At 50.3% G+C, this 14648-nt stretch carries 12 protein-coding genes; all 12 read right to left on the minus strand.

What is annotated here, in order from left to right; genetic code table 11:
- Positions 1 to 23: 23 nt before the first annotated feature.
- Positions 24 to 545, minus strand: a complete 522-nt coding sequence (locus ANCC_RS11905) for a nitroreductase (RefSeq protein ID WP_006569026.1) — start codon at positions 543 to 545, stop codon at positions 24 to 26.
- 21 nt (positions 546 to 566) lie between these two features.
- The gene (locus ANCC_RS11910) at positions 567 to 1433 is read right to left on the minus strand and encodes a DegV family protein (protein ID WP_009290396.1); all 867 of its coding nucleotides are present in this window, start codon (positions 1431 to 1433) and stop codon (positions 567 to 569) included.
- Between the two features lie 83 nt (positions 1434 to 1516).
- Complete coding sequence (locus ANCC_RS11915; protein WP_006569028.1) at positions 1517 to 2032, minus strand: MogA/MoaB family molybdenum cofactor biosynthesis protein; 516 nt, start codon at positions 2030 to 2032, stop codon at positions 1517 to 1519.
- The gene (locus tag ANCC_RS11920) at positions 2029 to 2457 is read right to left on the minus strand and encodes an MOSC domain-containing protein (RefSeq protein ID WP_006569029.1); all 429 of its coding nucleotides are present in this window, start codon (positions 2455 to 2457) and stop codon (positions 2029 to 2031) included. Before ANCC_RS11920 ends, ANCC_RS11915 begins: the two co-directional genes overlap by 4 nt.
- On the minus strand, positions 2444 to 2962 hold the full coding sequence (gene moaC / locus ANCC_RS11925) for a cyclic pyranopterin monophosphate synthase MoaC (RefSeq protein WP_006569030.1): 519 nt from the start codon (positions 2960 to 2962) through the stop codon (positions 2444 to 2446). Before moaC ends, ANCC_RS11920 begins: the two co-directional genes overlap by 14 nt.
- A gap of 5 nt (positions 2963 to 2967) precedes the next feature.
- Positions 2968 to 3987, minus strand: coding sequence for a molybdopterin-binding protein (locus ANCC_RS11930; protein ID WP_039947120.1), 1020 nt, complete (start codon positions 3985 to 3987; stop codon positions 2968 to 2970).
- 4 nt (positions 3988 to 3991) lie between these two features.
- Positions 3992 to 4810 (minus strand): selenium-dependent molybdenum cofactor biosynthesis protein YqeB, encoded by an 819-nt coding sequence (yqeB, locus tag ANCC_RS11935; RefSeq protein WP_006569032.1) that lies wholly within the window; start codon positions 4808 to 4810, stop codon positions 3992 to 3994.
- Complete coding sequence (gene hydA, locus ANCC_RS11940) at positions 4807 to 6174, minus strand: dihydropyrimidinase (RefSeq protein WP_039947122.1); 1368 nt, start codon at positions 6172 to 6174, stop codon at positions 4807 to 4809. The genes yqeB and hydA overlap by 4 nt, the downstream gene beginning before the upstream one ends.
- 25 nt (positions 6175 to 6199) lie before the next feature.
- On the minus strand, positions 6200 to 8767 hold the full coding sequence (xdh, locus tag ANCC_RS11945) for a selenium-dependent xanthine dehydrogenase (RefSeq protein ID WP_006569034.1): 2568 nt from the start codon (positions 8765 to 8767) through the stop codon (positions 6200 to 6202).
- Between the two features lie 26 nt (positions 8768 to 8793).
- The gene (locus ANCC_RS11950; RefSeq protein ID WP_006569035.1) at positions 8794 to 10203 is read right to left on the minus strand and encodes a uracil-xanthine permease family protein; all 1410 of its coding nucleotides are present in this window, start codon (positions 10201 to 10203) and stop codon (positions 8794 to 8796) included.
- Between the two features lie 66 nt (positions 10204 to 10269).
- Positions 10270 to 13269, minus strand: a complete 3000-nt coding sequence (gene ygfK / locus ANCC_RS11955; protein WP_006569036.1) for a putative selenate reductase subunit YgfK — start codon at positions 13267 to 13269, stop codon at positions 10270 to 10272.
- Positions 13270 to 13281: 12 nt separating this feature from the next.
- A complete protein-coding gene (ssnA, locus tag ANCC_RS11960) occupies positions 13282 to 14616 on the minus strand; it encodes a putative aminohydrolase SsnA (protein ID WP_006569037.1) in 1335 nt (444 codons plus the stop codon).
- Positions 14617 to 14648: the final 32 nt, after the last annotated feature.

Below are 14648 nucleotides of genomic sequence, written 5' to 3' on the forward strand. Positions count from 1 at the left end.
AAAGCGTCTTTTTTGTTTTATGTTCAAACTCTGTAAATGTAATGTTCCTTCCGGGGTTTTGCCTTCGGTGTCTCTCCGTCCTGGTATCCCAGAATGCAGTGGCCAATGCCGGCATAATCTCCTTCAATTCCCCATTGTCTCAGGAGTTCCCTGCCTTCTTCACTCTCAAACTCCTGCTTCGCCCGGTGAATCCAGCAGGAACCGATTCCCAGCGCGTGTGCAGCGTTCATCAGATTTCCCATCACGAGACTGCCGTCTTCCACATATGTGGGCCGGTTTTTGTCTGCCAAAACAACGATCACCGTCGGAGCTCCGTAAAAAGGATCGATTGATTCATTTCCCAGGAATTTCGCATTCATCTTCGACAATTTGGAAATCGTTTCTTTGTCCTGTATGACCGCCATGACCGGTGACTGCATTCCCATGCCGGTGGGTGCGTTCATCCCAGCCCTCAGAATCTCCTGAAGGTCCTCCTCCTCGATTTGTCTGTCCTGATACTTTTTTATGCTTCTTCTTTCCTTTAAATCTTTGACTGTATCTTTCATTTCATACCTCCTGTTTCATATTTATACAAGAGTTTTTGTCCATGCGATTGCCAATGCTCCGTAGCCTATGTGACATGCGATGCTCAGAGAGAGCGGGTCCATCTCAAAGTGATGGCCCGGAAAACGTCCTTTGATCTCTTCTGCCCAGAGAGCGGCTTCTTCCCTGCTTCCCGTATAGGCGGCCTGAATATTGACATCTTCTTTTTCCACAGACGGGCCAAACATTTCGTTCAGTTCCTTATCTACAGCCTCCAGCATTTTTTTCTTGGCAAGCTTCATCCCTCTTGCCTTCGTAAATGCATCCAGCTTTTCTCCCTTGATCTGAAGCACCGGCTTGATATTCAAAACAGAGCCGATGGCTGCAGCTGCGGGGGTAATCCTTCCCCCCTGCTTTAAATATTTTAATGTATCTACGGTTATAAAAATAGATGACTCCATCTTATGTTCTTCCAGTATGCTCTTTATCTCGGCCGCACCCATGCCCTGCTCTGCCATCTTTTTGGCTTCCAGCACGGACTGCTTCTGGGTGACAGAAATCCTCTGGTTATTCACTACCTGGACTTTGCCGTCAAAGTCCTCTGCCAGCATATGAGCCGTCTCACAGGAACTGCTCAGGCCGCTGGACATAGGGATATGAACGATCTCATCATATTCTTTCAGCACCTTGTTCCACAAATCCATCACATCTCCCGGAGCAGGCTGAGATGTCTTGATATCCACGCCCTCCCCAAGTCTCTTATAAAATTCTTCCTGAGTCAGGGTAATATCCTCAAAATACAGCTTCTCATCAATATAGAACGGCATAGGCAGCACGTAGATCCCATACTCCCCTGCCTGATTCTGTGTGATTCCGCTGTTGCTATCTGTAATTACTGCAACTTTTCCCATAACGAATCCTTTCATGATTTTTAGGAACTATTGATAATCCCGTCCTTTTATCATAACAAATGTTAGGGTATACAGTCAAATATCTATTTCCCCGGATGTCCGCATTCCGATTCTTTTCCGCACAGGATACCCAGTCCGTGGGAAAGTGTGGGAAGGATACATTCCAGATTTTCTTTGACTGCTTTTGGGCTGCCCGGAAGATTTATGATCAGCGTGCGCTTCCTTATGACAGAAACTCCCCGGCTTAACATTGCCCTCTTTGTAATCTTTAACGATTCCAGGCGCATGGCTTCGCTGATTCCAGGAGCAAGCCGTTCCGCGGCCTCAAGTGTGGCTTCCGGCGTCAGGTCCCGCTCTGAAAATCCGGTGCCTCCCGTGGTCAGGATCAGATCCGCCGTGTACTGGTCACAAATCTCTATGAGTCTTCCTTTCAGCGGTTCTATCCCATCCGGAAGGATTTCAGCCGAAACCACTTCAAAGCCCTGCTCCTCTGTGATCCTTCGAATCAGCGGACCGCTTTCATCCCGGCGCTCACCTGCTGCTCCTTTATCACTCAGCGTGATGACTGCGATTCTGTATGCCATATTTCTTCTCCTCATGCTCTTATGATCTCATCATTTGCCCGAAGGGTCCCTCCGCGGACCACTCTCAGAAAGATGCCCTCTGTGGGCATAATGCATTTTCCGACCCTTTTGTAAATCTCGCAGTGGCTGTGGCACTCCTTTCCCCTCTGGGTCACTTCCAGAATCACCTCACCTGCCAGGAGACGATCGCCCACAGCAAGACCGTCCACATCGATTCCGGATACAATAAGGTTTTCCCCAAAGTCTCCGTCCTCCACCTTTCCTCCCTGCTCGTTGAACTCTTTTATTTTCTCATATCCGAGAATACTGATCTGCCGGTGCCATTTTCCGGCGTGGGCATCCCCCCGGATTCCAAACTCCTCAACGAGAAGTGCTTCTTCTACCGGACGTTTTACAGTCCCTTTTTTTTCACTGATACAGATTGCCTCAATCTTTCCCACTGCTGTCCTCCGTTTCTGGCATATTATCCGAAACATAGCGGAACGGTCCGCTTTTTCCTCCGGACTTCTCAAGAAGGTGAATGTCTCCCATAGACATGGACTTGCTGACTGCCTTGCACATGTCATATATGGTCAGAAGTGCGATCTGCACCCCTGTGAGCGCTTCCATCTCCACTCCGGTCTTTCCCGTTGTCTTCACCGTACAGACAGCCCTGATCGAATAATCTTCTTCCCGCATCTCAAAGTTCACGCTGCATTTATGGATCAGCAGTACATGACACATAGGAATCAGACTGCTGGTCTGTTTTGCCCCCATAATGCCTGCGATCCTGGCCACCGAAAGTACATCGCCTTTTTCTACCTGCTTCGTCTTGATCTTTTGATAGACCTCTTTTCCGACAAAGATTCTGCCCTGTGCAGCCGCTTCTCTTTTTGTATTTTCTTTGTCTGACACGTCCACCATGACGGCGTTGCCGTTCGTGTCAAAATGTGAAAAATCGTTCATCTCTCCTACCTTCCAAATCCGCAGTCCGGATAAGTGCACGGATCACACTGCATGCAAAATCCTCCATGCGCCATTTTTATAAAATCTTCTCTTGTAAGCTTTTCCCCGGCCAAAAGTCTCGGCACCGCCAGATCAAACACCGTGCGCTTCGAGTACATGACACAGCCCGGCAGTCCCACAACCGGAATTCCTTTTACATAGGAAAGCATAAACATAGTTCCCGGAAGCACAGGGCTTCCGTAAGTGACCGCCTCACCGCCGCAGTCTCTGATAGCAGAGGGCGTCACGTCATCCGGGTCCACACTCATGCCGCCGGAAACCTGGACCATATCCGCACCCTGTCCGATAAAATCAAGGATTGCATTTGTGATTTCTTCTTTCTCATCTCCCGGAAACACCTGACCGATGATCTCTCCGTCCAGTTCTTCTGCTTTTCTTTTAAGCACCGGACCAAACTTATCCTCAATACGCCCGTCAGCGATCTCTGAACCGGTGGTCACGATTCCGATTTTTGTATGACGAAACGGCAGGACTTCGATCAGCGGGCCTTTCTCTTCACAGAGTTTCTCAAACTGTAAAAGCATGTCTTCCTCTGTCACGAGAGGAATCACTCTTGTGCCTGCCAGAACCTTTCCCTCTTCCACTGTCTTTCCGGAGTGGATGGTGGAAAAGCACACATCTTTTAAGCCGTTTAACTCGTACAGAAGATCGATATTAATTCTTAAGACACCCCGGCAGGATGCCCTGAGCTCAATTTTCCCTTCTCTCGGTTCTCCGTAAGAGATATTTGCTCCGGCGGCGGCTTTTACCATCCGCTGCGCCGCATCATCCTCGTGGACATATCCTTCTTCCAGGTCCCAGACATAGAGATAACGCTTGCCGATATCCAGCAGCTTTTCGATATCCTCTTCCTTCACTACATGCCCCTTCTTAAATGCCCGTCCTTTAAACTTGCCCGGCACGATTTCTGTCATATCATGACAGAGCACCATGCCCACAGCATCCTGAACCCGTACTTTCTTCATCGTCTCACCTTCTTCGCTGTCCTTTCTCACCGGCACATATAAGCTGAAGCACACTGCCGGCGATGCACCTTGCCTTATCTGAAATCGTAAAACAGTTATCTCTTTCTCCGATCCTGGGATCAATATCCGCGATCTTAAATCCTTTTTTCACCGGGTAGCCGTCCCGGATGAGTCCCCGGACGATCCCGTCAAGAGATGCGAATACAGACACCTCTGTGCCGCCGTCTTCTCTGATCACGGCAATGACATCGTCCTTTTTTACCTGTGCGGCAATCCCGGTCCGCCCGTACAGGATTCCTTCTGCCGGAGCGTGAATGACTCTTTCTTTCCCGTATCCCATAATCCTGCCGGGAACGCCTGTGTCAGCCATGGCAGGACCTTCTTCGATGACCCTTCCGAGGTTATGGCCCCGCATCGTCTCGATCACATAATCCACATCTTTGCCTGCGCTAAATCCCGGTCCCAATCCAATGGTCAGCTTTGCCATATCCCTTCTGGTCCCAAGGTTTCTTTTTGCAAGAATAGCATCCACCACCACATCGGGTTTTATCTCTCTGATAGAATCCCCCTCCGAATCAACAAGCACCACAGGTCTTGACGGATTAACCATGTCCATGGCTTCCTCCAGAGAATCTGCATGCACAGCGGTCAGGCCCTCCACAGATGCAGTTTTTTCATAGACGGCTTCACAGAATGCCACCTGCCTGCGGATAGCAGACGGATGTTCTGTCTCTAAGACAAGGACCGGATATCCGGCCCTGCTCAGCTGATAAATGGTCCCGGTGGCAATGTCCCCGCCGCCTCTTACAACGATTGGCTTCATAACATATGAGGTCCTCTCTTTATAAATTTTCCTTGTTTTTCTTTCACGACTCTTCCTCCGTCGGTCACAAGGCAGCCTCGCAGGAAAACTTTGTCGATGGTTCCCTTTATTTTTATCCCCTCAAACGGGGCATAATCCACATTCTGTTCCTGTGTCCGGGCAGTGATGATATCTTCACCCTCCGGATCAAGCACAGCGATATCCGCATCGCTTCCTTCGATGATACAGCCTTTCTCTGGATAAAGTCCGTAAAGCTTCGCAGGGTTCTCTGACAGCAACCGGCACATCTGCTGGGGTGTCAGCCTGCCTGAGCCCACTCCATAAGTATAAAGTAAAACGGCTCTGGTTTCCACCCCCGGCATCCCGTTTGGAATTCTGGTAAAATCATCCTTTCCCATATTCTTCTGTTCCACCGTAAAACTGCAGTGATCCGTGGACACTGTCTGAATTTTTCCCGTCCTTAGTCCTTCCCAGAGTACTTCCTGGTGTTCCTTCTTCCTTAAAGGCGGGGAACAGACATAATTTCTTCCATCTTCTCTGCGCTCATAAAAAGACTCATCCAGCAGCAGATACTGGGGGCAGGTCTCCGCAAACACCGTCTGTCCGCTGTTTCTCGCCCTCTCGATGACATCGAGCGCCTCCCTGCATGTGAGATGGACGACGATCACCGGAATATCCACCTCTTTTGCGATTGCCAGCAGCCGGTTGACTGCCTCCGCTTCCGCCCCGTCAGGCCTTACCCTCGGATGGGCATCGGCTCCCAAATCCCCTCTCTTTTTCGCCTCTTCTGTCAGCGCATCGATCATTCCTGCGTTTTCACAGTGGACGCCTGTAATGCCGCCGATCTCTTTCATTTTCCTGAGCGCCATAAAAATATCATGGTCATTTAGGATCATGTCCTGGTACGTCATATAAAGTTTAAACGATGTGATCCCTTCTTCCATCATATGCTCCATAGACTCAGCCGTCTGCTCATTCCAGTCGGAAATTGCCATGTGGAAGGAATAATCACAGGAACTTCTGCCGTCCGCCCGCATATGCCAGTTTTCGAGTGCCTTCTCCAGCGTTTCGCCTTTATACTGGGTGGCAAAATCAATGACCGTCGTAGTGCCTCCCTTTATGGCCGCCCTGGTCCCTGTGTCAAAATTATCTGCCGTCACTGTCCCTGCGACTTCCAGCTGAAAATGGGTGTGAGCGTCAATGAAACCGGGAAACAAAAGTTTCCCGGTCACATCGATAACAACGGCCTCCGGATCATTAAGATCCGGTCCTGTCTTTGCTATTTTCTCATTTTCAATCAGAACGTCGGCTTTCTTCATCTGGTCTCCGGACACAAATGTCCCATTTTTCAATAAGTATTTCATCGAAAACCGCCTCCTTTTTATATGATCATGATTTCTTTTTTCTTGCATATGGTGTGTTCTTAAGCGGAAGTTTCTGCTCAAATATACCATTCTTTTTATAATACGCAGAGGCCACAGCCGGTGCCGTTGGGATGGACGTGATCTCTCCGACTCCGATGGCTCCGCATGCAACCGGAAGTCCTGCTTTCTCTACGATCCGGCTCTCCACCTCCGGCACTTTATCTGCCCTGAAAAGTCCCAGGGTTCCGTATTTTGCCGTCGGCTTCAGCTTTTCATCGATCGGATACTGTTCGGTCAGCGCAAATCCAAGGGACATCACCACACCGCCTTCGATCTGCCCTTCCACCGAGAGAGGGTTGATGGCTTTCCCCACATCATGGGCCGCCACCATCTTTTTGATCGTTCCGTCCTCATTCAGCACACAGACCTGAGTGGCATATCCGTAAGCCACGTGGGACACCGGATTTTTCTTATCGCTTCCCATCGGATCGGTCTCTGCCAGATATTCCCCATAGAATTCCTGTCCCTCCAGATCCGTGATGTTCTTTCCCCTGACCGCTTCGTTGTAGAGAGCGCATGCCCTCCTTACCGCCTCACCGGTGACCAGCGTCTGCCTGGAACCGGAAGTCGTCCCGGAATCGGGAGCCAGGATGGAGTTGGAAGCCTCATAGACGATATCATCTCCGGACAGTCCGGTCTCTTCTCCGACTACCTGGACCAAAACAGTCCCAAGTCCCTGTCCGATACAAGATGCACCGCTTCTTATATGAAGTTTCCCACTGATCACCTTCAAAATACATCGTCCGGTGTCCGGGATGCCCACGCCGACTCCGGCGTTCTTCATGGCACAGGCGATGCCTGCGTCCGGATACTCGTCGATAACGTCTTTTACTGCCTCTAATGTCTCTGCCAGTCCTGTGGAGTCATCCACAATCTGTCCGTTGGGAAGTTCCTGTCCTGGCCGTATGGCGTTGCGGTAGCGGATCTCCCACGGAGAGATTCCCACTTTCTCCGCCATCAGTGTCAGAACCATCTCCAGCCCGAAACAGCTCTGGGTCACGCCAAACCCCCGGAACGCGCCTGCCGGTGGATTGTTTGTATAGTACGCCCGGCCTTCGATCTCAAAATTCTGGTAATTGTACGGACCTGCCGCATGGGTACAGGCCCTCTGAAGCACGGGTCCCCCGAGGGACGCATAGGCTCCGGTGTCAGAGATGATACTTGCCTTCACTCCCTGAATGATTCCATTATCGTCACATCCCATGGTAAATTCCATATCCATAGGGTGACGCTTCGGATGGATCAGGATGCTCTCGTCTCTGGTTAGTTTCACCTTCACGGGTCTTTTTAAAAGGTAGGTAGCCAATGCCGCATGGTGCTGGACCGTCATATCTTCTTTTCCGCCGAAGCCGCCGCCCACCAGCTTATTTTCCACATACACCTTTTCCGGCGAAATGCCGAGCATTTCATAGCATTCCCTCTGGGTATCATACACTCCCTGATCCGAGGAGTAAACTTTCACTCCGTCTTCTTTATATGGAAAAGCCACTGCGCACTCCGGTTCCAGAAATGCATGTTCTGTCCACGGAGTATGAAACTTTTTGCTGATCACATGTCTGGAATTTTTAATGGCTTCCTCTGCATTCCCCCGGCATACGTATTCTCTTGCCAGGAGGTTGCCGTCACTGTGCACGAGGGGCGCATCGTCTCTCATGGCTTCGTAAGGGTTCTTCACCGGAGTGAGTTCTTCATATTCGACCCTCACCAGTTTTTTCCCCTCAACTAACGCCTCCTCGCTCTCAGCCACCACGAGGGCAATGGAATCTCCCAGATATTTTGTCGTTGTACCTTCCGGGATCAGCACATACCAGTCCCGTTTCAGATGTCCGGTCCGGACATTCCCCGGGATATCCTTTGCCGTGATCACGGCCTTCACACCGGGAACGGCAAGGGCCTTTGAGCCATCGACGGACAGCACCTTTGCCCTGGCATATTCCGAGCGGACGGCGCTTGCAAAAAGCATGCCTTCCATCTCGATGTCATCCGTATACTCCCCGGTACCCAGTACCTTTTCTCTCACATCCAGCCGATGGACTCTCTCGCCCACCTTCCACTGTCCGTTCTCCTTCGGAATCTTCTTTCCCTCCCGGAAAAGTCTGGCCGCAAGTTCCACCGCATCCATGATCTTTTTATATCCGGTGCAGCGGCAGATGTTATTCCTGAGTGCGAAAGCAATCTCCTTCCTCGTCGGATTCAAATTTACATCCAGGAGACCCTTGGCGCAGATGACCATTCCCGGAATACAAAAACCGCACTGGACGGCCCCCGCCTCCCCGAATGCATAGATGAAAACCTCTTTTTCCTCCTCGGGAATACCTTCCACCGTGAGAATCTCTTTGCCGTCCATCTTTGACATCATCGGGATGCAGGCTTTCACAGCCTTCCCGTCCAACAGCACCGTACAGGTACCGCAGGCTCCCTGGCTGCACCCGTCTTTGACAGATTTAAGCTTCAGTTCGTCTCTCAAAAAACGGATCAGTTTCTGGTCCTTTTCCACAACATATTCTTTTTTATTGACCGTACATCGGAACATACCTATCCCTCCATTCCCGTCACATCTTACAGCGACTTAAGGTTCTTGAAATTCTTTTCTTTGACCGTAAATTTCAGAGGAATCCTCCTGCGGACCCTCACTTTTTCTTCCTCCTGCGGAATGATCAGGTTCAGTACAACTGTGATCAGGGTCGCCAGTACAACCGCTGATTTTCCGAAAACCATCATGACCCATGACGGAAACAGTGCAAGAGAATCCGGAGCCAGTGTAATGCCCATTCCGACAGCCACTCCAAGACCGACGATCGCCGTATTCCGGTTGTTAAGCCCTGCTTTTGCTATCAGTTTCACTCCTGTCATGGCAATAGAGGCAAATACAGATATGGTCGCCCCTCCCAATACACACTGAGGGATCGTGGTCAGCAGAGACGCGATCTTCGGAAGCAGTCCTGCTGCCAGAATGATCCCTGACGCCAGATAAAATACTCTCTTCGCCACAACCTTCGTGGTTCCCACGATTCCTACATTCTGGCTGAAGGTAGCTGTGGGAAGGCCGCCGAACAGCGCACCGAACAGGCTGCCCAGTCCGTTTCCGATGATGCCTCCGGAGAGTTCCCGGTCCGAAGGTTCTCTGCCCAGGCCTCCCTGTGTTGTGGCCGTCAGATCCCCGATGGCCTGCACCGAGTTCACGACAAACAGGATCGACATGGTAATCATGGAAGAGGGCTCAAACTTGATCCCGAAATGAAGGGGCCTCGGAAGCTGCACCCAGGACGCCGAGAGGACCGGACTGAAGTCCACCATTCCGAGAATGACGGCGATCACATATCCGACACAGATGCCGATCAGGATCGCGGAAAGTTTCAAAAATCCTTTCGTAAAATGGCTCAGTCCCACGACTACCGCCAGCGTGATCAGGGCTACCGCCCAGTTCTTAACACTGCCGTAATCCTTTGATCCGGTGCCTCCTGCCATATATCCCACCGCTACCGGATATAGGGAAAGCCCGATGGTAAATACTACCGTTCCCGTCACGATCGGCGGAAATAAAGAACGGATTCTTTTGATAAAAATACCTACGATGACTGCAACGATTCCTCCGGTCAGCTGTGCGCCGAACAGTGTAGCCAGATCAAATTCCTGGACTACCGCCTGCATGGTTGCCAGATATGCAAAACTGACACCCATGATGACAGGCAGGCCGGACCCCACTTTGTTTTTTAACGAAATAAGCTGCAAAAGCGTCGCCACCGCAGCGACGATCAGCGCGCCCTGTACAAGAACGATCTTATCCTCAGGTGATATCTCACCTCTTGATAATGCGATCCCGGCTACGATGATGGCCGGTGTGACACATCCCACGATCATCGCCACTACATGCTGCAGCGCCAGAGGGAGCGCCTGTTTGTACGGCGGCTTCCCATCGGTCAAAAACAGCTCTTTTACTCCTGTCTTACTCTTAAAACTATCAAACATATCTACTATCTCCCTGCTGTCCGCTCAACAGCCCGCTTTGCCGGACTCCCCGTTCCGGACCGCAGACTAAAGCAGATAAAATGCGTAGTCTTCACAGATGACGGTCATCAGCCTTCTCAAACCTTCTGTCACTGCAGAACTCTCATCCTCCAAGTTCACTGTCATTGTTTCTCCCAGATACCTTACCAGACATTTCTTTTCTTCACGGTCCAGTACAAAAAATCCGTCATTTTTACTGTTTTCCATATCCTTTTCATTGGCAAACAGAGTAAATTTATCCAGATAAGGCGCACTGTCGTACGGGCAGAAGCTCCTGCAATTCCCGCACTCATTGCACATATAGTCGATATGAACGACCTGGTCTTTTTCGAATCCCGGCACATGGATGGATACATTGGCCCGGTTCGGACAGACATCCACGCAGTTTTCACATACAACATCGCAGCCGAGACATCTTTTGCTCTGGTTTTCTTCTTCCTTTGAATCCTTCAGTATTCCTTTCTTCTCACAGCAGTCTGACTTTTGCGCAGGATTGTCGTTTCCTCTGGAAACTGAAGATCCGAGAATGTCAGAAGCCGCAAGCATGGCATCTCTCATGCCTTCGACTACCGTAGCCGGGCCGCAGAGTCCGTCTCCGATCACGTAAATGCCTTCCTGGCTGGTCATCAGCGTTTCCGGGTCGGTCTTTGCCCTTCCCCTGCTGTCCACCTGGATTCCGTTCTCCTGATAGAAATCCGAAGGCACCTGTTCTCCCACTGCGGCGATCACGGTATCCGCCGGTATTTCTGTGCGCTTACCGATACTCTTCACACTTCTGCGCCCTGACTCATCCGGGTCAGAGAGTTCCATAACCTTACAGACCAATTTTCCGTCTTCTAAAAGCACCGGTGACAGCAGTTCTCTGAATTCCACGCCGTCTTCCACAGCCATTAAAAGTTCTTCTTCATCGGCGGGCATATACCGCTTTGTTCTCCTGTATACAAGATAGACATGCTCCACGCCCTTTGTCCGCTTTGCCGCCCGTGCCGTGTCCATGGCTGTGTTTCCGCCGCCGATCACCGCAACATTCTTTCCGATCATCACATCCCCGTCTTTTTCCTTAAACTCTTTCAGGAATTCCAGCGCGTTGATCACGCCTCCTTTCTCCAGTGAAAGTTCTCCGGGCTTGGATGCCCCCACAGCCAGGATCACCGCGTCATATCCCTGCTTTCTCAACGCCTGTGCATTTTCGATCTTTACGTTCAGCTGGATGTCAACGCCGAGTTTCTCAAGGAAGGAAGCGTCTTTCTCCACGGAGGCAGAAGGAATCCGAAACTCCGGAATCACATGGCGCACCACGCCGCCCAGGGAATCTGTCTGCTCATACAGCGTTACTTCCGTCCCTGCCTTCACAAGGTAATACGCACACGCCATTCCGGCCGGCCCGCCTCCGATGACAGCGGCTTTTTTGCCGTTCTTCTCCGCCGGCTTTAAAGAGTCCAGGACATCTTTATAACCGCCCAGGGCTGCCTTCAGTTTATTGTCTCTGATATGTACAGGTTCCTCATAAAAATTTCTCGTACATTTGCTCATGCAGTTATGGGCACAGATGGTTCCTGTGATAAATGGAAGAGGGTTTCTCTCCATGATGACTTCCAGCGCCTCTTTGTATTTGCCTTCGTCGGTCAGCGGCATGTATGCCGTAATATCCTGATGGATCGGGCATCCCTCCTTACAAGGCGCCACATAACAGTCCAAAAGCGGAACCGGCTGTTTCATTTTCCTGGAAGGAAGCGGCTTTGCGGCTTTTACATGGTGCTTATCTGTCCTGGCCTTCACGGCAAGCTCTGAAACCGCATTCACGTCAACGCCTTTGAACGGAAGCATGACTCCGCGTTCCTGAAGCTTCTCCGCCATCTGAGAAAGCCGCTGGTAACCGCCCGGCTTCAGCAGAGTAGTGGCCACCGTGACCGGCCATATTCCTGCCCCCACGATTTCTGCAATATTATAGGCATCCGCGCCTCCGGAATAAGAAATCCTTAACTTTCCTCCAAACTCTTCAGACAGCTTTGCTGCCAGGGAAATAGACAGTGGAAATAATGCCTTTCCTGACATATACATCTCCTCGCTCGGAAGCTGGTTTTCTTTCACATCCACCGGGAAAGTGTTGGTAATCTTCACTCCGAATTCCAGGTTCTTTTCATCCGCCAGCTTCATAAGCCTTGTGAGCATCGGCACCGCATCCTCATACTGTAAATCGTCCTTAAAATGAAAGTCCCCGAACACCATGTAGTCATAGCCCATGCCGTCCATGGTCTTTCTGGCAAATTCATACCCGAGCAGTGTCGGGTTGCATTTGATAAAGGTATGCAGGCCTTTTTCTTTTAATAGGTAGTCGGCGATGCTTTCAATCTCCTGGGGAGGACATCCGTGAAGAGTCGAAATCGTCGCAGAATTGCATATATCGGACGGAATAGCTTCAATATCTTCCTCAGTGACATTGTGAAGCCGTTTTGCCATAAGCTTGGCTTCCCTCATACATTCTTTGAAAATACTGCTGTCTTTTGCCTCCGTCATCGTGTCGATAAAGGTGTTGATCTTTTCAGACTTGATGCCTGCCAGGTCATAGCCCACACTGATGTTAAACTGGAATCCGTCCGCAGCACCGAGACCGTATTCTTTTGAAATAATATGCAGCAAAAACCACGCCTTTATGTATTCTTCCATCGCCTGGGGCACATAGAGCTCTGTGGACCATTCACAGTTATATCCCTCATCCTCTGCAAGGATACACGGTTTATTGACACAGGCAGACAGTTCTTCTCCGTCCATGATCTGTACGGTTTTAAGTTCAAAAAATCTGCTGCCCGCCACGTAAGCTGCCGCGATGTTCTGGGCAAGCTGTGTGTGGGGTCCCGCCGCCGGTCCGATCTGTGTCTCCAGTTTCCGTCCAAAAATTTGTACGGTCTCAGACGGATCAGCCTCGTAAGGCCTGCGGACACCAAAGATTGTTCCCTTCTCTTCCTTTTCTCTCAGCACCCAGTCAAGGAGCTTTCGAAAGGGAATTGACGTCATAATATCACTCATAAATTCATCCTCCTATCGGTTATTGATCGTATCGGCCAGTTTCTCTGCCTCTTCTCTGCATTTTGCCATGGCCTGGGCTTCATCGGCCACCAGGAGCCTGCGGTCTTTCATCAGAACCTTTCCGTTTCCGATGGTAGTCACTACATTTCTTCCGGTCATACCAAACAGGATATGCCCGTTTACATTGCTTTCATTCATCGGTGTCAGCGGATCGTAGTCAGCGATGATGACATCTGCGGCCGCACCTTTTTTAAGAACTCCAAGCGGGGACTTAAAATACCTGCCCGCGATCTTTGCATTGTTTTCAAAAAGCATCTGCGGCACTTCCGCCCATGCGGTATTCGGATCGCACAGAGAATGTTTATGCAGTAAATTTGCCACCTTATAAGATTCTGTCATATCATGGGTATAGCCGTCGGTTCCAAGTCCGGCAAGGATTCCCTTCTGTACCATCCTCATCGTCGGAGGGCAGCCGCAGGCATTTCCCATGTTGGATTCCGGATTGTGGACGACCATCGTGTCCGTATCCCTGATCAGATCCATTTCATGCTCATTTACATAAATACAATGTCCGAGCAGAGTCTTCTCTCCCAGTACTCCGCAGTCCATCAGCCGGTCGATGATCCTTTTTCCGTAGTGCTTCAAACAGTGATGAAGGTCCTCGATGCCCTCTGCCACATGGATATGGTATCCCACTTCCTCCGGCTTGTTGGCCGCCGCCAGTTCCATCGTCTCATCGGAGATGGTAAAGGACGCATGCATTCCCATCATGCCGGCGATCATGTCTGTATCATCCTTCAGAGTATGCTGAATGAACCTTGCATTTTCCATAACCGCTTCCTTTGCTTTGTCCATTCCGTCCCTGTCGGAAACTTCATAACACAGACAGCTTCTAACTCCCAGTTCTTTTGCCGCTTCTTCTATAATAAAGAGACTGTCCGTAATGCTGCCGAAGCTGGCATGGTGGTCGAATACCGTCGTCACACCGTTTTTAATGCTGTCAATGTAGGTAGCCCTGGCGCTCTGTAAGATCTGTTCCTCCGATAGATTCCGGTCTATAGTCCACCACATGCCGTCTAAGATGTCTAAAAAGCCTTTCGGATCGTATCCGTCAATGGAAAGTCCTCTGGCCATGGCGCTGTATATGTGCTCATGGGTATTAATGAAGGCGGGCATAATGACGCCTTTCTTCGCATCAATATACTCCGCCTCTTTATATGCCTTTCTTATGTCCTCTGTTTGGCCGACTTCTATGATCTTATTTTTGTCCATCACAACAGCGCCGTCCTCTAAAAATGGGCAGCTGACATCTCTTGTGATCATTCTTCCGTTCCCGACAATTAACATAACTTGACCTCCTATTCTTTGTGCAGGTACTC

The sequence above is a fragment of the Anaerostipes caccae L1-92 genome, assembly GCF_014467075.1.
Taxonomy (GTDB): domain Bacteria; phylum Bacillota; class Clostridia; order Lachnospirales; family Lachnospiraceae; genus Anaerostipes; species Anaerostipes caccae.